We start from the raw sequence: 18328 nt of genomic DNA on the forward strand, positions 1-18328 counted from the left end.
TTTTGAATTGATTAGCCCCATGCCCATTTACAATTCAGGAGGCAAAAGGGATAATTCGTTGTCTTGGAGCGATCGCGTTAAGTATAGACTGATTAAATCATCAATATTACGTCGCATAGTCTGACAAATTGTATCAAGGGGTAAGTCATTGGCATCGTAACCAAAAGGATTTTCTATCTCTAAACCAATGGCTTCAATGCCAAATAATGTAAAACTTACTAACGCTGTAACTGCACCTGTCCACCATCCTAAACTTTGCACCATTTGAAATGGTAGTAACAAACAATACAGTAACAATAATTGCTTTAAGTGAATGGAATAAGCCAGGGGCATTGGGGTTTTTAAAATGCGTTCACAAGCACCTAAATTATCTACTAAATTATTTAATAATTGTTGAATAGCTGTCAACTGATAAGAATTGAGGCGATTATTATTATATTGCTTTTGTAAATAATCTTCTACCCAAAAAACTATTTCTAGGGGAGGATTATTCATGCTTTTTAGTTTGAAGTATTTAGCAGAGGACATTAATTCTTCTAGCTCACTATTGACTGATTCTCCTCTAAGATGTAGTTTAGTTGAGACTGCAAAAGCTACTAGTAAATATAAGGCTCCAATTTTTTCTTTCTTATCTTCTGGTGCAGTTTCTGCAACTGACACTAAAATCTGTCTTGCTATGTTACGGACATTATTAACTATAGAACCCCAACATTTTCGCCCTTCCCAAAATCTTTCATAGGCTGTATTAGTGCGAAAAACTAATAATAAACCCAAAACAATACTAGGAATAATAGTCCCTAAAACGGGTTGAGATACTGGTAGTTTTAAGTAATAAAGTAAAGAAACGAAAACTCCAAATAAGCCACAGCCAATCACCCGTCTATATATTGATGCCAGCACTGAACCTTTAACTTGAACAGCCATTTGCAACCAATGTTTTTTTTCAACAATCATAGGTTATGCCTAAAAAAATATTGCAGGTAACTATAGTAATCCTATGTAATTTATCAAAACTGCGAGACTGCACAATCTAGTTTTCTTGAGAAAATGGATTTTTCGACTCTCACAAGTGATCAAATAATTTCAGGACAATTATGGAAAAGTCAGATTTAATGACTGAGAAAATCATAACTCTTGATATAGCACAACTGGTATTGAGGAATTTACGAGTCATGATGCGTAAGTAAAGCCCCTGAATTCTATTCAGGGGCTACAGTAGGTGTTTTTCCATCAAGTCACAAGATGTAGTAAGGCTGAAACTAGAATCCTCAAGCTAAAAGGTTGCTTTGAGATGCTGTTTAAATTGCAAACACTCTATATTAAAAGCTTGTATTCACCGTATCAGCTTGCATTTCCCAAATCTATTAACAGCTTGGTAAGCAGGTAAATTCTTGGTGCAATGCGGTCTAAATCAATATATTCCTCTGGACTATGTGCGCCGCCACCTACAGGCCCAAGTGCATCAAGTGTGGTTGTACCAACGGCGGCTGCATAGTTACCATCAGTACCGCCTCCACTGCCCTCTACACCTAGCTTAAAACCTATTGTTTGATAAATAGCTTGTGCTTTTTTCACTAAAGCATCAGTTTTGGGATTGGGTGGAAAGGGTGGACGACCTCGGTCTGAAATCACCTGAATTTCAGTGCAGGGTAGGAGTTTGTTTTTCGATAAGCGAGTAAAATCCCGTTCGAGGCGATTATATTCTTCGGCTTGGAGTACCCGCACATCTGCTTGAACCTCGGCAGAATCTGGAATCGTATTTCGGCGATCGCCTGCCTCAAAAACAGTAAAATTAACACTGGTTTGTTTGCTGGCATCACCCAGTTTACTCAGTTGTAGGGTTTGGTGGGCTGCTTCTAGGAGTGCATTACAGCCTTTTTCTGGTTCAGCCCCCGCATGGGCAGACCTACCTTTGACTTTAAATCCGTAGTAACCAATGCCCTTGCGCCATGAAGTAACTTTATCGTCAGGCGAACCAAATTCTAACACCAAAGCTACATCATGTTTTTTAGCAGTTTCTTTGATTAATTCCCGTGAACCAAATGATCCTTTTTCTTCATCAGGATTAATTAAAAAGGTAATCTTTTCAAAGTTCTGAAGCTTCAATTCTTGCAAAATTTTCAGTGCCTCGAAACCTAAAATAATTCCCCCTTTATCATCCATTACTCCTGGGCCGTAGGCTTTACCACCTAATATTTTGAATGGACGTTTAGCGGCTGTTCCTTCCTCAAATACAGTGTCGGTGTGGGCAAGCAGCAGAATTTTACCTTTACCAGTTCCTTTGATGGTGGCTAAGATATTCCTTCCCTTACTAGGAGTAGCATTAATGATTTGAACTTCTGCACCTATAGATTTCAGATGGTCAATTACAATATCTTCAACCTTAGTTAATCCTGGTTCATAACCTGTACCAGAGTCGATGTTGACTAGGGTTTCTAGTTTACTCAAAAAATCGCTTTGTGCTTTCTTGGCTTTGTCATAAACTGCTGCATTTGGTGCTGCTACAACAACATTCAAATGTCCTAGTAGCAAGACTATCGCCAACACGAAAGCAAATAAACCTACTGTTACACCAAAAATCCGTTTTTTCATGGTTATTGATGATAAAGGGGGCATTAAAGTAGATAATCGGTAAATTCCCACCTTTTACAATTTGGTGTTACAAAAATTTTTGTTTGTCCTTTAGCAAAAAGCGATCGCATTGGTAAAGTGCGATCGCTTTTGGTGATATTCTGTGATTAAATTTTGGTGCGATCAGTCAAAATTTCATAACCAGTTTCTGTCACCAAGACTGTATGCTCAAACTGTGCTGACAAGGAATTATCTACAGTTACAGCCGTCCATCGGTCTGCTAAAGTGCGTGTATGTTTAGAACCTGCGTTTAAAATGGGTTCAATAGCCAAAGTCATACCAGCACGCAGTTTCACATTAGGCATTTCCCGTGTGCGGTAGTTAAACACAGACGGTTCTTCATGTAAGTTACGTCCGACACCGTGTCCGGTGAATTCTTCCACCACACTATAGCCGTGTGCTTTCACATGATCTTCAATGGCACCGGCTAAATCTAATAAGTATGCACCTGCTTTGACTTGTTCAATACCTTTATAAAGTGCTTCTTCTGCAACGCGAATTAATCTCGCAGCTTCTGGGGTAACTTCATCCACAGCGATAGTAATGCAAGAATCACCATGAAATCCTTGATAGTAAGCACCTGTATCCACTTTTAAGACATCCCCAGCCCGGATAACTTTTTTCGGATTAGGGATACCATGCACTACTTCATTATTAATGCTGGCACAGATAGAACCTTTAAAGCCGTGATATCCCTTAAAACTAGGTGTTGCACCCATTTCACGGATACGTTTTTCTGCGTAAGCATCTAAATCGGCTGTAGTCATACCTGGCTTGACTAACTCCGAAATTTCCTTGAGGACGGTAGCAACAATTTTTGCTGATTGCCGCATAATATCAATTTCACGCGGCGATTTAATTTCAATTCCTCGGCGTTGTTTAGGTGTTACGGGTTTAGGTACTTGAGAAAGTAAATTGGTGAGGATGTTCATGGGAAACTAATGATTACTTGCGCCTTAGAGCTAATTTTGCTGTGTTTTACTAAAAGTTTAGTTGAGAAATACTATCTATTTTTAAGTTAGCTTATTTTTTGTGGCGAAATAGTCAATGGTCAATAGTCATCAGAGGTTGATACTCTTGTTCCTTGTCTACCTTGTCTACCTTGTCTACCTTGTCTACCAATGCCCAATGCCCCATTCCCCATGCCCACTATCTAAGACTATGATGAGCCAATATAGGAGGGCCAGCAGTTACTACAACCAGATTATCAGGATGTAGTAATTCACGGGCGGCTTGATTCACTTCTGTCAGGGTAACTTGTTGAATTTTTTGGGTATAGGTGTGTAATTCTGTTTTGTCTAAACCATATACCTGATTCATCAAGATGTTACTAGTTAACTCTTCTGGATCTGCTAAAGAAACGTGATAACTGCCAGTCAGACTACGTTTAGCCATGTCTAATTCTGTGGCGGTGACACCTTGTTGATGGATGTTTTGCAGTAATTTACGGGTGCTAGCGATCGCTTGATTAGCATCCTCTGGGCTGGTTTGCATTTCAATCCAAAATGTGCCAAAGTCTTTTTCGGCTTGGAAGTGGCTGTAAATTCCATAGGTTAAACCTTGGCGATCGCGGATTTCTGCACCCAGGCGACTAGATAAGGTGTCGCCGCCTAAAATTTGATTCAATACTAAAGCACTGTAAAATCTGGGGTCTTGGCGTTTGATTCCTGTATAACCCATGTAGGTGATAGCTTGGGCTTTCCCTGGAATTACTGGGTTAACTTGCACTAAATTACTGGGGTTGGATACTTGGGGATATTCGACTTTTGGCGGTGAACCATTAACCCGCCAGTCACCAAACTCTTGTTGAATTAGCGATCGCACTTCTTCTGTGTCAAAATCTCCCACCAGTGCTAACACCATACTATCTGGACGATAGTATTTGTTTTGGAAAGCCATCACATCTTTTCTGGTAATGCTTTGCAGACTCTCGGCTGTAGGAAACTTGTGTAGAGGATGTTTTTTGGGATAAATCGATTGCAAAAATATTTTGCGCGCCACTGCGGCTGGATCATCTAGTTCTACTTTCAAGTCTGTTAAGGCTTGCTGACGATTTAATTCCAACTCTTTCTGGGGAAATGTACTATTTTTTAGGGCATCTGCTAAGGTTCTAATTAACACTGGTAAGTCTTCCGCCAGACTATTACCCTCTATTTGTACCCCATTCCGATAAGCTTCAAAATCTAAAGTTGCGCCTCTGTCTTCCAAGGCTTTTGCTAGGGTAGCAGCATTTTTAGTTTTGGTTCCACTCATCAAGCTATCTGCTACCAGTGCAGCTAATCCTGCTTGTTCTCCTGGGTCAAATTCTGTACCGGCTTGGATATGACCACTTAAAGTAATGGTGGGTGTCGAGCGATCGCTTAATAATAATACCTGTAAGCCATTAGGTAGGGTAAACTGCTGTGGTACTTGCAGTGTTTTATTGTTCACCTGATCATCATGTTCAATGACTGGTAAATACCGCAACATCTCATCTGGCAAAGTGGGTAAATTACCAGACAAATTTTCCCTAGTTTGTGGAGGTGGCTGTTTTGACGCGATTTCTTTATTTTTATTGGTAATCGGTTGAAAAATTCCCACTTTCCGCGCAGATGGACGCAGATATTTCTTTAATACAGCTTTGACATCTGCGGACGTAACTTGGCGCACAGCCGCTAAATAATGGTCTGTGAAGCGATAATCACCAGTAGTGGTCTCATCATTGCCTAACTGCATGGCTTGATCAGAAATACTACGGTTACTCAAAATAGTCGCAGATTCTAACTGTCTTTTAGCTCTAGCTAACTCGGCGGCGGTGACTCCTGTTTTAGTCAGTTTCGCGATCGCCTGGTTCACCACAGGTGTAAGCTTACTCACATCTTCATCAGGATCAGCCGTGACTAGCAACTCATACCACCCACCTTGCTTTAAACTCACCACTGCACCTGAAATATCAGTGGCTAAACCCGATTCCACCAAAGCTTGATATAGTCGAGAATTTCTCCCTTCTGTCAAAATATAATCCGCCACTTCTAAAGCCGGCATATCTGGATGATTTGCAGATGGTAAAGGATACACAGCCTGCAATAATGAAGCTGAACCCTGTTCTCGTAAAAAGATGGGCGACTTAGAACTACTAACTATTGACTGTTGACCATTGACTATTGACTGTTGACTATTGACTATTGACTGTTGACCCTTGGGGATATTACCAAAGATTTCCTTGACTGTAGCTAGAGTTTTTTGAGCTTGACAATCACCGACAATGATTAAAACTGCATTTTCAGGATGATAAAACTGACGATAGTATTGGCGGACTTGCTCAATCTGGAATTTTTCGACATCAGCCTTAGTACCACCTACAGGTAAACCGTAACCGTTGGGAAATACTGAACGCAAGATAGCACGACTGAGTCGATATTCTGGGCTATTTTCGTAACCTTGTAACTCGGAAATGACTACCCGCTTCTCGCTAGCTAGGTGTTCACTATCCATGAGAGCATTTTGCATTCTATCTGCTTCTAGAACTAGCAAGGCTTTGAGCTTGTCTCGTTCCACTGTGCCGTAATAAGCTGTTTGGTCATAGCTTGTAAAAGCATTCGAGTCACTACCCAAAGCACTAAACAACCAGCCAAATTGAGTCGGACGGCTATTTGTACCTTTGAACATCATATGTTCTAGTTGATGGGCAATGCCGTTGACTCCTGGTGCTTCTTGGCGTGAACCAAACTTGTACCATACTTGCACACTCACTACAGGAGCTGTATGGACTTCTTTAATGAGAACAGTTAGTCCATTTTCTAAAACTGTCTTGTGGACATTTTCCGTTAATTTTAAATCTTGGGAATTCTTGGTCACTAATGTTAATTGGTGTTTCTCACGATTCAAGGTACTTATATCTTGACTCTTAGCAGGCTCATTGCCAAGAAATAATAAGGTCATTAATGAAATAACAAACAGCAATAGATGGAAACGATATCTATCGGCAGCTGATAATATAGACATTTGCTGTGGTAGATGTATTAAATAAAATCATTTTCTATAGTTATTGCCGAGAATATTCTCATTCTCTTGAATAAATATGTTACCTTGACGATAGCAATAAATGTATATAAAAAGACAAAATAAAAACTAGAGACTAATGTAGTTTACTTAAAAATCGGATGAACTCTAAAGGTAAGCCATCTGTATCAGCAATAAAAGCTACTTCTAAAATGCGATCGCCTATTTGCTGTTGAGTCGGTTCTAAAAGAATTTTTAAAGGTGGTAATTCTACTGACAATGCTACTCGCTTTTGTAAATTTGTCAACCACTCTGATAAATCTTCAGTAATTTCCGTTAAATCAAACGACAAGTGATAGTAACCCACATAATGCTCATCACCAAACGCATCCGGTGCAGGTTTAGGTTGGGGTATTTGAATTAATTCAATTCTTCCGCCTAATCCTTCCATCCAGCAAGCCAAGGTGTAGCCTGTGGTGAAGCGTTCACAGACTGTAAAACCTAAGATTTCATAAAAAGCGATCGCATGATGGATATTCGCAGTCCGAATAGAGGCGTGGTGCATAATTTAGTCATTAGTTATTAGTCATTAGTCATTAGTCAAATGACTGATGACTAATGACTAATGACGATTATTCAAACAATCTGAAATAAGGGTAGCGCACCGGCACACCCGGTTCTTTATCTAAATCGAAATTAATCACTTCCCAGCAAGGATCTTCGGCTGGATCAGGACTAAATTCTACAGGTAAGCCGTATAGCCTTGCAGATGATGCTTCTTGCTGTCCAGAACGCCAAGGTGTACTGCGTTCTAAATAGCCACTCATCAACTCCTGATAACGTCTGGCGATGATCACTCGTGTCGCTCGATAGCCTTGGGTGTATAGTTTGTCTAAGGCTTCGTGGATTTCAAACCGAATGCCATCAGGATGAGTATGCTGTCTATACCACTCATTGTTCCACCGTCGCCAATGTCGCCCAGACTGTAGATGAACTAACTCTCCAGTTTTGGGATTAGCTTCAAACGCGCCATGACGAGGGCATAAATAAGTATCAGTTAGTGTCAGTGCCGGAATAGTTTGCCGACAATGGGGACACTGTATATCAGCTCCGAATATAGGGTACTGCAAGCCTGGATTCATCATGAAGTGCGTACAAACGTATTTTCGTATTCACCAGCACCAGTGGGTTGGATTTTACACTCCGGCTCTATCACCAGGGAGAAATCATTCTCTACTGCACATCAAAAACATGAAGCGAGAACAACTTTTACGGATTGTCTTCCTCCGCGAAGAGGAATGACACTGTGATATTCTGGTTTTGCAACCAGTCTCCAAGGATGGAGCCTCTCCAGTGTTCCTGGGTACCTTATTCCTATTCTATCGTGTCTACCGTTTCTTACTGGCCTTCTCCCGATTTTTCTCAAGCCGCCTTCATTGCAGCCAACGCCGTTGTCATGGGTTCAGTCAACATAGCAGCCGGGGTTAGCATTTGGTATGGTGCAGTTGTGCGAGCAGATGTAGAACGCATTGACATTGGCGAATGCACAAATATTCAGGATGGGGCTATTTTACATGGTGATCCTGGGTTGCCCACAATTTTAGAAGACCATGTGACAGTAGGACATCGTGCTGTTGTACATTCAGCCCATATTGAGCGCGGCTGTTTAATTGGTATCGGCGCAGTAGTTTTAGATGGAGTCAGAGTAGGAGCAGGTAGCATCATAGGTGCTGGTGCAGTAGTAACCAAGAATATACCCCCCTTATCCCTAGTTGTAGGCATTCCCGGCAAAATTCTTCGCCAAGTTACACAAGAAGAAGCCGCCAACCTCATAGAACACGCCGAACGTTACAAAAAGTTAGCTTTAGTCCACGCCGACAAGGGAACGGATTTGGGGTTTGCTTAAAAATTTCGGAATGGTGAATGGGGCATAGGACATAGGGCATTAAAATCTACCTTGTCTACCTTGTTCCCAGTCCCTAATGACTAATGACTATTGACCATTGACTAATGACTAATGACTAATGACTAACTATTTAATGTTTCTTTACAAAATCCTCTAGCAAAATTGCCCACTTCAGCTAAAAATAAAAATGAGAGTAGTTGATAAAACTTTAATTTCTACTTTGATAGAGGGGTACTAGAAATGGATGGTATTGATTTTCGCGTAGCGATCGTTTTAGCTCCCATCGCTGTTGCTGGTGGCTGGGCTTTGTTCAACATCGGTGCTGCGGCTCTCAGACAAGTTCAAAGCTTTTTGAACAGAGAAGCCTAAACTCTAATTTAAGATTATCAAATTAACAAAACCGACTGTTATTTTCACTGTAACAGTCGGTTTTGTTAATTTTGGGGAGTAGGTATGACTCGTTGTACTTAATACTGGATTAGGTGTACCAATTCAGTGATACAATTTAAAAAAATGCCAAAACCTTGCTTATGGTAGCCCAAATCACCCCACTAGATATTTGTTGGCAACCATTGCCCGAAGATTTTAAGCTAGAGGATGAACCGGTGGAAAATACAGGTCAGCCAATTCTGGCTGGTGCTTTGCGTGAAAGCTTAGAAATTAGTGGGTTCATCCAAGAGCAAATGTTAATCGCCTCGAATTTTGCGATTTGTGCCACAGTGAATGGGCAATTTATCGCTAAAGCACCAGACTGGGTATACATTCCCCGTGTAAATGAAATTGTAGGCGATCGCACCAGCTATACTCCTCACTTAGAAGGAGAAATCCCCGCCATAGTCATGGAATTTTTATCCCAGACAGAAGGGGAAGAGTATTCATCGAAGCGCACCTACCCGCCAGGGAAGTGGTTTTTCTACGAACAAATTTTACAAGTCCCCATTTACATCATTTTTGACCCAGATGGTGGATTATTGGAGTTTCATCAACTAGAAAATGGACGCTATGAGTTAAAGCAGCCAGATGAAAATGGTCGCCATTGGATAGCGACTATAGGATTATATTTAGGAACTTGGCGCGGCACGAAAGAGGGAAGAACTGGTTATTGGTTGCGATGGTGGGATGAATCGGGTAATTTGTTACCCTGGGCTGTAGAGATGGTGGAACAAGAACGCCAACGGGCTGAACAGGAAAAACAACGCGCTGAACAAGAAAAACAACGGGCTGAACAGGAAAAACAACGCGCTGAACAGGAACGTCAGCAAAAAGAACGCCTAATAGCCTACTTACAATCTCAAGGGATTGATCCTAATAGTTTGCTCACAGATGAAACAGAAGGTTAGGCTGTTGTTAACTATGTCAAGGTAGTTTCAGCTAACCCCTGCTCGTGAATATAGATTCTCTACTCCAATCATTTCAGCATTTTGGCGTTAACCTCGGACTCTCACGGATTAACGCACTGTTAGCAAACCTGGGAAACCCTCATCACCAAGTCAGTGTGATTCATGTGGCTGGCACAAACGGCAAAGGTTCTGTTTGTGCTTATTTGTCATCTGTTCTGACTCAAGCCGGTTATCGTACAGGACGTTACACTTCTCCTCATTTGGTGAGTTGGACAGAACGCATTTGCCTGAATGAACAGCAAATTTCTGCTGCGGAACTTTACGAATTATTAACAGAAGTAAAGAATGCTGTTAGCTCTGAGCAATCCCCGACACAATTTGAAATTATTACCGCCGCAGCTTGGTTGTATTTTGCTCGTCAGCAAGTAGATGTAGCCGTGGTAGAGGTAGGCTTAGGGGGACGGTTGGACGCGACTAATGTGATATCTCGGCCACTGGTGACGGTAATTACTTCCATTAGCAGGGAACATTGGCAGCAGTTAGGCCCTACTGTGGCTGATATTGCTGGAGAAAAAGCCGGGATTTTAAAGCCTGGGTGTCCGACTGTGGTGGGAGTATTACCACCGGATGCTCAAGCAGTTGTGCGATCGCGCGCTCAAGAATTACAATGTCCCGTGATCACGCCCCAACCTGGACGAGAAATCCAATCAGGATGGGCAGAATATCAGTCTATTTTCGATTCCAATTTAATTCAATATCCTCTACCTTTACAGGGACAAATACAATTACATAATTCTGCTTTAGCTTTAGCTACTTTAGAAATTCTTCAACAGCAAGGCTGGGATATTTCTGCAACAGCAATTACTAATGGTATGGCTAAAACTAAATGGCCAGGGCGAATGCAATGGATTAATTGGAAAAATTATAAACTATTAATTGATGGCGCGCATAATCCAGCCGCCGCTAAAGTCTTACGTGATTATGTAGATAGTCTCAACCCTCAAAATATAACTTGGATCATGGGGATGTTATCTACTAAAGACCATACTGATATTTTTCAAGTTTTACTAAAATCACATGACCGATTATATTTAGTCCCAGTACCAGATAACGCTTCAGCTAATCCTACAGAATTAGCAAAGTTAGCCTGTGATATTTGTCCAGATTTGTACTCTTGCCAAACTTATACTGATGAAATATCGGCTATGGAGGCAGCATTGACTCCTGGTGATAGTTTAGTAGTTGTGTGCGGTTCTCTTTATTTAATAGGAAATTTATTCAGTAAAATTTAATTTTTTTTTCAGGGAAATGGAAATACAACTTTAATAAAAATTTGTATTGATTTATGTTCATCTACTATCTCTACTGGGAAAACTAAATCTAGTTAATTCTAGTTTAGAGGCATCTTATATTCTCTATCTTCATATCTCATCCCAAAGAGAATACCGTATTTATAGATAATATACGGTTATTTTTCATATAAATTCCAAGGAGTTATTATTAATGGAAATTTGAATTAAGCAGACTATCCTATTATGCTGCAAAATTTTAAATTATCTTTAATTATTGAAATTACTTAAGAGGTAAATATGCTGAAAGTTGTTCTTGGACATAGTGATGATCCTGATAGTCAAGCCGCTATTGAAGAAGTTTTAGCAAAATGCGTCCATGATTTAAGTGATTTAACAGATATTCCACCGCAGGCTGCTATGTTGTTTGCAGCTATTGATTTTGATCATGCTTTAATCTTGCAAAAAATCTCCGCAGTATTTCCTGGAATAGACTTAATTGGTTGTACTACAGATGGGGAAATGTCGTCAATTTTAGGGTTTCAACAAGATTCTGTAACACTGATGCTGTTTTGTTCTGATACTGTAGAAATTCATGCAGGTTTGGGATGTGGAGTGAAAGCCAATCCTTTAAATGCTGCTCAGGAAGCAGTTCAAAAAGCCAAAGAAAAATCTGATAAACCTGCTCAGTTATGTATACCATTACCGGCTAGCTATCTAGCAGATGGTTCTACTACTAATGGGGGATTAATTCTAGAGGGGTTAAAGTCGGCTTTAGGTTCTGATATACCCATTGTAGGTGGTGCGGCTGGCGATCAATTTAGATTTAAGACTACCTATCAATTTTTTCAAACCGAAGTATTGACTGACTCCTTACCTATTCTAATTTTTGCTGGAGATATTCTATTTTCCTACGGAACTGCTTGTGGTTGGGAACCAATGGGACGCAGGAGTGTTATAACCAAATCGCAAGGAACAGTTTTGTACGAAATTGATGGAGTATCAGCACTAGAATTTTATCAGCGATATTTAGGCGATCGCACACCAACCGCAGAAAACCCTTTAGCAGTGTATGAGGGAGATAGCGATCGCTATTATATGCGCGTTCCTAATACTTTTGATTTGCAAACTGGTAGCATCAACTTTTTAGGGGATGTTCCAGAACAATCCATTGTGCAAATGACAGATTTTAATCGGGAAGAAATTCTTTGTTCTGTGAAAAGTTCACTTCAGACTGCGCTTGCACGTTATCCTGGTACAGAACCCGATGCCATTTTACTTTTTTCCTGCTGTTGTCGCCGTTGGCTTTTAGGGACAAAAGCTAAAGAAGAATATCAAATGATTAAAACCGAACTTAAAAAAGATATACCTATTTGTGGGTTCTATACCTATGGTGAATTTGCTCCCCTAGAATCACAGGGTTCAACTTACTATCATCAAGAAACCTTTGTCACCCTACTGCTAGGTACAAAATGAAGGTTTATGGAATCTATAGAAAATGAAAGCAGAATTCAAGAACTCGAAAAAACAGTTCGGATTTTGCAAAAGAAACTACAACGTTCGGAAGCTGATCGGGAACAGCTAGAAAATGCTAGTGAAGTCAGAGAAGCAGTGCTTAAAAATGTGATTCGGGATTTAGAAACCTCACAAATAGCTCTAGAAAGTCGAACTCAAGAACTAGAAAAAACTTTAATCAATCTCAAAGCTCTGCAACTTAAATTAGTAGAATCTGAGAAAATGTCTGCTCTCGGAGTTTTAGTTGCAGGTGTTGCTCATGAAATTAATAATCCTGTCAGTTTTATTTATGGGAACTTGAATTATGCTAATAATTATATTCACGATTTACTAGATTTAGTTGATCTTTACCAGCAAAATTATACTGAACCTGTAGCTGTAATTAAAAATAAAATTCAAGCAATTGAATTGGATTTTATCAAGACAGACTCGGCTAAATTATTTCAATCAATGATGGTAGGTGCAGAGCGTATCTGTGAGATAGTTAAATCTCTCAGAACATTTTCTCGTCTAGATGAAGCTGATTTTAAAACTGTTGATATTCACGAAGGTATTGATAGCACTTTAGTAATTTTAAACAACCGTCTCAAGCCATCTCCTCATAATTTACAAGGCGTTAAAATTATCCGTCATTATGGAAAACTACCATTAATCGAATGTTACCCAGGACAGCTTAATCAAGTATTTATGAATATTATTGCTAATTCTATTGATGCGTTAGAAGAGAAAGTAATTAAAAATCTAGCAAGTGATGTGCAGTGTATACAAACTCCTCAAATTGAGATTTTTACGCAAGTCATTGATGATAATTGGGCGGAAATTATTATTGCTGATAATGGAGGAGGAATTGATGAGGAAGTGAAAGCTAAATTATTTGATCCATTTTTCACAACTAAAGATGTCGGTAAAGGTACAGGCTTAGGTTTATCAATTAGCTACAGAATTATTATTGAATTGCACGGTGGTAAATTGGAATGTTGCTCTAAACCAGGAATAGGGGCAAAATTTATCATTCAAATTCCTATTCGACAATCTAGATAATAAGGTAAAAGGTAAAAGGTGAAGTTTACTTTATTTACATAGCAGTTATATCTGATTTGTGAGAACTTGCGGTGTCTAGATACCAGACTTCTCGAAGAAGTCCAGTATCTTGGTTTTCACGGTTTTATACCAATTCTCCAAAATTAAGCAACAGATGCAAAGCTTGAAACACAATACAGTTCAGTTAAGAAAACAGTTTGTAGTGTTCGCGCAGCGTCTCGTAGAGAGGACTTTAGTCCTTAGATGAGGACTGAAGTCCTTACTACGAACTTTTTCTTACTTCACAAACACCAAATGTTAGGTTTAATTGAAGTGTATTGGCTTGAAACCGACTTTATTAATTGCGTCAGCGTAGCGGGGCGTTAGCCCATTGCGAATTGCGAATTGCGAATTGCGAATTGCGAATTGGTATTACTGCTACCGGTTATCCCATTCCTTAGCTGCATCTGCAACTGCTTGATCTACAGTTTTTTCTCCTAACATTGCTGCTTGTAGGTTTTCATAAATTGCCTTTTGCAGCTTTTTAATATCTTTTAATGGAGGAGTTAAAATTTCTGCTTGTTGTAGTTGTTGTGCGCTAACTACTCTAGCTTGTTCGACTGTAGAAGCATTAGCAGGAACATCTTTAAAGTAACTATCAGCTAAAGCTTTGGTTGTGGATGGAAGAACATTTGCGGCTTTGGCAAAGGCTAGCTGATTCTCATTATTGGTGACAAATAAAGCAAATTTTACCGCCGCATCAGGTTGTTTTGTTTCACGGGGAATGACGATATTCATCACTGCTACATTTTTCTTACCTGTATCACCGGTTAATTGAGGTGCGATCGCAGAAGCTTGAGCGATTTTCGGCGCATTGGTAGCAATATTTTGGAGAAATTCAGGACCCGAAGCTAAAAATGCTGTTTCACCAGATTGATATAAATCAATCGCGTGGCGATGTCCTTGAGTTAGTGCTTCTTTCGGTAATAACCCTTTTTTATACAGGTCTACCCAATACTGAAACGCTGCTTTACCTTGAGGTGTATTAAAAGCGGCTTTACCTTCTGCATCCACTAAAGTCACTCCCATCTGCACCAATGATTGCAGCACTTCTGCGGAATCCTGGGGAACAAAAGTTGCAAAAAAAGCGTATTTACCCGTTTTGTCTTTAATTTGTTGTGCTTGTTGTGCTAATTGCGCGTAAGTGTTGGGTGGTTGATTAATACCTGCTTGTTTTAAGAGATCAGTGTTATAAATAGTCAGCCTTGTGGTGAGATACCAAGGAAGACCAAAGCTTTTGCCGTTAAGTGTACTAGCTTTCCAAATATTCGGTAGATAGGCGGAATGGGCTTCTGTTGGTACTTTTGTGTCTAAATCTAGCCAAGCATTTCGACCCGCTAATTGAGAAGCAAAATCAGGATTGAGGTTAACAACATCAGGTGGCGTTTTTGCGGAGACAGCTGTTAAAATTTTGTTCTCCATCGCTGCCCAAGGCACATCAACCCAGTTTACCTTTATACCGGGATTTTGTGACTCAAAGTTGGCAATTAAGCTTTGGAAGTAGTTTGTAAATTTCGGTTGGAGTTGCATTGTCCAAAACTCAATCTTGGCTGTTCCAGAGGCAGCTGGTTGATTATTGGTATTAACTTTGCCATCGCTGCAACTGACAATCCAACTAGTCAGTAAACCTAACATGATGAAAGCGACTAGCTTTGGGAATTTTCGTAATTGCATCATTTTACCAGTATTTTCACGCTTGATGAAGTTAAAAAGCTTATGCAGAATTGTCGAGATTATAGGCTAAAAAGATTAGGTGTCAAAAGTCCAAATTCAAAAGTCAATAGCCTAATTTACTAGTGACTAATGACTGATGACGAAATGACTACTTAAGTAACATTTAAATTTTTAATTTTGCAGTTTGGCGGGCATTACTGTGGTGAAAAGTTTCAGTAGTCTGTTTGGCAAATCTCATAGAGGGGTAGGTGTGGAAATCGCACCAGAACGAGTCAATGTAGTGCAACTACGCAAGCAGCGTCAAGGCTTGAAACTCGAATCTTTAACATCAGTACCAGTTCCAGAAGGAATCGTCACTGATGGTCAAATTACTGATCCCCCAGCTATGGCGCAACTCATTCAGCAAGCTTTAGCTGAAAGTAAAATCAAGACTTCTCGTGTATCCACCGGCGTACCAGGACGTGATTCGGTTGTACGAATTATTCCTGTGCCGGCAGAGTTAGACGATAAAGAACTCCGAGATATGGTGCTAAACCATGAAGCAGCCTTGTATTTACCCTATCCTCGTGAGGAAGCTGATGTAGATTATCAAAAACTTGGGTACTTTGTAGATGAAGACGGCATCGAAAAAGTACAAGTGCTGCTAGTTGCTACCCGCAAGGAGGTGACAGATACATATATTAGTACCTTTGAGCAAGCAGGATTGCAAATTAATGTTTTAGAGATTAACAGTTTTGCACTAATTCGGACAATCCGCGATCGCCATTTACGAGAACTCAGTCCCCAAGAAGCAGCTGTCTTAGTTGATATCGAATTTGACAGCACGGAAATAGCCATTATCGTCAACGGTATCCCCCAATTTTCTCGGACTGTACCCATAGGTACCTACCAAATGCAAATGGCTTTAGCTAGAGCCATGAGTCTACCAACATCACGGGATATGGAACTTTTGTATGAAATGACGATTCCTGTCACGCCTGTAGATGCTGATAAAACAGGAGTCACAGAAACTAATCCGGGAATGGCTGGTGTATTGCGAATCTTAGGAGAACTCACAGATGAGCTACGCCGTTCCATAGATTTCTACCTCAATCAAAGTGAAAACATAGAGGTAGCACAAATTTTCTTAGCAGGGCCTGGGGGCGGACTCCAACACTTAGATGAATTCTTTACCCAAAGACTCAGCATACCTACTACCCAAGTAGATCCAATTGGGTCTTTGTCCTTACAAGTCGATGAACAAAAATATCCTGCTCAACAGCGTTCGGGTTTAGGAATTATCTTGGGTTTAGGACTGCGGGAGGTGTAATCGAATGTACAGTTTAGATATTAACTTTCTCAAAGACCGACCAGCCTACCAACCCAAATCTGATAAAAGTCCGGGAGTAAAACTACCATCAGGGAATCTTACCCCGGTATATCTAGGGGTAACTGTAGGTGTAGGTTTACCAGTGTTGGTAGGAATTGGGTTATGGCTCGTGCAAGGTAAAACGAGTGAAATAGAGCAGTCAATTGCTCAACTTGAAGAACAAAGCAAAAAATTAGACGCAGAAATCGCCAACATCAACCAAATTAAAGCACAAGCGGATGCCGTCAAAGCAGAGACTCAAAGTTTAGTCACCGTATTTGACCAAATTCGACCTTGGTCAGCCATGTTAGAAGATGTGCGCGATCGCATTCCTCCAACCGTACAAATTGAAAATATTAAGCAAATTCCACCTCTAGCAGCAGTAGAAGGACAACCACCACCTAACCCCGCCGGAGGCATAGAAATCACCGGACTAGCTCGCTCTTTCGATAATGTCAACGACTTCTTATTAAGTCTGCAACAGTCGCGGTTCTTAAAATCTTCCGAAAGCAGAATTACCACCGCCACTTTAGTAGATGCACCAGTCACAGCCACTACTACTAAAAGTGGTGTAGTCATCAAACCACCCCAAGTAGTTAGATATACAATTCAATCTCGTCTTAGTGATGTTCCTGCTTCAGAATTGATTCGGGAACTAGAGCAGAAAGGCACGGTGGGACTAGTCTCCCGCATTCGTAGTATGCAAAAAACAGGAGTCATTACACGATGACGCTGAGTGAAGATTTAAATTTTGCCGAAAACGCCGCAGATTTAGAATCAGGCGCACCATCCTATCCTGTGGTGTTTAATATCACTTTTACACCCAAAGTCATCGGTATTTTGGTGGCAGTCGTAGGTCTAGCAGGAGCTATCTATATGCTGCTGAATATACTCATGCCAGCTTGGGAAGCCTATCAGCAAAAGCAAGCACAAAGCAACGACCTCCAAGGGCAAATTCAGCAAAAGCAAGCTACTGTCAAACAAATTGGCAAAATCAAAGAAGAGTTAGACCAAGCAAAAAAACAAAAGCAACAGGTTTTAGCTTTATTCTCTGACGAAAAAACCCTAGACACCCTACTATTGGATCTCAACCGTTTAGTAGAATCTGGTAGCTCTGCAAATTCCCTAAACACCGTCAAAGCCAAACTCCAAAAGTTTGTCCCAGCCACAGAAAAACCCGAAATTGTTAATGATGGTTCATTAGGAGTTGCAGTTAACGGCAGACTCAAACGTAGTAGCGTTAACGTCGAAATTATTGGTACATACGAACAGACACAATCAATTATTCGTAATATCGAACGTCTACAACCATTACTAATAGTTAAAGACTATCAATCAGCATTAGCCAACATCCAAGCTACAGATAACTTCGGTAAACCTGTGCGGAGGATAGGGCCTGCACCAATTACGACATCTTTTCAATTACAAGCATTAATGCCCCTGAGTTCAGAAGAACTTACTGCGGAGGCGGCTAAAGCTGCACCTAAGAAGTAATTGCAGGGGGGCAGGGGGCAGGGAGCAGGGGGAGCAATGTGAAACAGAGAGATCATTATCAAGACAGCAG

The 18328-nt window shown here is 40.5% G+C and carries 17 protein-coding genes; 10 read left to right on the forward strand and 7 right to left on the reverse strand.

What is annotated here, in order from left to right; genetic code table 11:
* Positions 1-27: 27 nt before the first annotated feature.
* The 6 genes from CLI64_RS22525 to CLI64_RS22550 all read right to left on the reverse strand — a co-directional run bounded on the left by CLI64_RS22525 (position 28) and on the right by CLI64_RS22550 (position 7757).
* Positions 28-954: a bestrophin family protein gene (locus CLI64_RS22525; protein WP_103139314.1), complete on the reverse strand. Its 927-nt coding sequence runs from the start codon at positions 952-954 to the stop codon at positions 28-30.
* Between the two features lie 387 nt (positions 955-1341).
* Positions 1342-2592, reverse strand: a complete 1251-nt coding sequence (locus CLI64_RS22530; RefSeq protein WP_103140833.1) for a glutamate carboxypeptidase — start codon at positions 2590-2592, stop codon at positions 1342-1344.
* Between the two features lie 146 nt (positions 2593-2738).
* Positions 2739-3563 carry a type I methionyl aminopeptidase gene (gene map / locus CLI64_RS22535; protein WP_103139315.1) on the reverse strand — a complete coding sequence of 275 codons (825 nt, stop codon included), beginning with the start codon at positions 3561-3563 and terminating at the stop codon, positions 2739-2741.
* A 217-nt stretch (positions 3564-3780) separates the two neighbouring features.
* On the reverse strand, positions 3781-6615 hold the full coding sequence (locus tag CLI64_RS22540; protein WP_103139316.1) for a pitrilysin family protein: 2835 nt from the start codon (positions 6613-6615) through the stop codon (positions 3781-3783).
* 133 nt (positions 6616-6748) lie between these two features.
* Complete coding sequence (locus CLI64_RS22545) at positions 6749-7177, reverse strand: VOC family protein (RefSeq protein WP_103139317.1); 429 nt, start codon at positions 7175-7177, stop codon at positions 6749-6751.
* Positions 7178-7244: 67 nt separating this feature from the next.
* Entirely contained in the window at positions 7245-7757 is a 513-nt protein-coding gene (locus CLI64_RS22550) for a TIGR02652 family protein (RefSeq protein ID WP_103139318.1), read from the reverse strand.
* On the opposite strand from CLI64_RS22550, the gene CLI64_RS30930 reads away from it, so the two are divergent.
* From CLI64_RS30930 to CLI64_RS22580, 7 genes are all read left to right on the forward strand, one after another.
* On the forward strand, positions 7756-7914 hold the full coding sequence (locus CLI64_RS30930; protein WP_157943310.1) for a hypothetical protein: 159 nt from the start codon (positions 7756-7758) through the stop codon (positions 7912-7914). The genes CLI64_RS22550 and CLI64_RS30930 overlap by 2 nt on opposite strands.
* A gap of 82 nt (positions 7915-7996) precedes the next feature.
* Positions 7997-8518 carry a gamma carbonic anhydrase family protein gene (locus tag CLI64_RS22555; RefSeq protein WP_103140834.1) on the forward strand — a complete coding sequence of 174 codons (522 nt, stop codon included), beginning with the start codon at positions 7997-7999 and terminating at the stop codon, positions 8516-8518.
* A 240-nt stretch (positions 8519-8758) separates the two neighbouring features.
* On the forward strand, positions 8759-8887 hold the full coding sequence (locus tag CLI64_RS22560; RefSeq protein ID WP_103139319.1) for a photosystem II protein Y: 129 nt from the start codon (positions 8759-8761) through the stop codon (positions 8885-8887).
* A 161-nt stretch (positions 8888-9048) separates the two neighbouring features.
* Positions 9049-9858 (forward strand): Uma2 family endonuclease, encoded by an 810-nt coding sequence (locus CLI64_RS22565; protein ID WP_103139320.1) that lies wholly within the window; start codon positions 9049-9051, stop codon positions 9856-9858.
* A 44-nt stretch (positions 9859-9902) separates the two neighbouring features.
* Positions 9903-11150: a folylpolyglutamate synthase/dihydrofolate synthase family protein gene (locus CLI64_RS22570; protein WP_103139321.1), complete on the forward strand. Its 1248-nt coding sequence runs from the start codon at positions 9903-9905 to the stop codon at positions 11148-11150.
* A gap of 297 nt (positions 11151-11447) precedes the next feature.
* Positions 11448-12623, forward strand: a complete 1176-nt coding sequence (locus CLI64_RS22575; protein ID WP_103139322.1) for an FIST signal transduction protein — start codon at positions 11448-11450, stop codon at positions 12621-12623.
* Between the two features lie 6 nt (positions 12624-12629).
* On the forward strand, positions 12630-13703 hold the full coding sequence (locus tag CLI64_RS22580) for a sensor histidine kinase (RefSeq protein ID WP_103139323.1): 1074 nt from the start codon (positions 12630-12632) through the stop codon (positions 13701-13703).
* A gap of 417 nt (positions 13704-14120) precedes the next feature.
* Here the strand turns inward: CLI64_RS22580 and CLI64_RS22585 are convergent, their stop codons facing one another.
* Positions 14121-15419, reverse strand: coding sequence for a sugar ABC transporter substrate-binding protein (locus CLI64_RS22585; protein ID WP_103139324.1), 1299 nt, complete (start codon positions 15417-15419; stop codon positions 14121-14123).
* A gap of 196 nt (positions 15420-15615) precedes the next feature.
* Between CLI64_RS22585 and pilM the strand changes: the two genes are divergently transcribed.
* The 3 genes from pilM to CLI64_RS22600 are packed head-to-tail and all read left to right on the forward strand — an operon-like array spanning position 15616 to position 18258.
* Positions 15616-16725, forward strand: a complete 1110-nt coding sequence (gene pilM, locus CLI64_RS22590) for a type IV pilus assembly protein PilM (protein ID WP_103139325.1) — start codon at positions 15616-15618, stop codon at positions 16723-16725.
* 4 nt (positions 16726-16729) lie between these two features.
* Positions 16730-17494 (forward strand): PilN domain-containing protein, encoded by a 765-nt coding sequence (locus CLI64_RS22595; protein WP_103139326.1) that lies wholly within the window; start codon positions 16730-16732, stop codon positions 17492-17494.
* Entirely contained in the window at positions 17491-18258 is a 768-nt protein-coding gene (locus CLI64_RS22600) for a pilus assembly protein PilO (protein ID WP_103139327.1), read from the forward strand. Before CLI64_RS22595 ends, CLI64_RS22600 begins: the two co-directional genes overlap by 4 nt.
* The last annotated feature ends 70 nt before the right edge of the window (positions 18259-18328 follow it).

This window comes from Nostoc sp. CENA543 (assembly GCF_002896875.1).
Lineage (GTDB): Bacteria > Cyanobacteriota > Cyanobacteriia > Cyanobacteriales > Nostocaceae > Trichormus.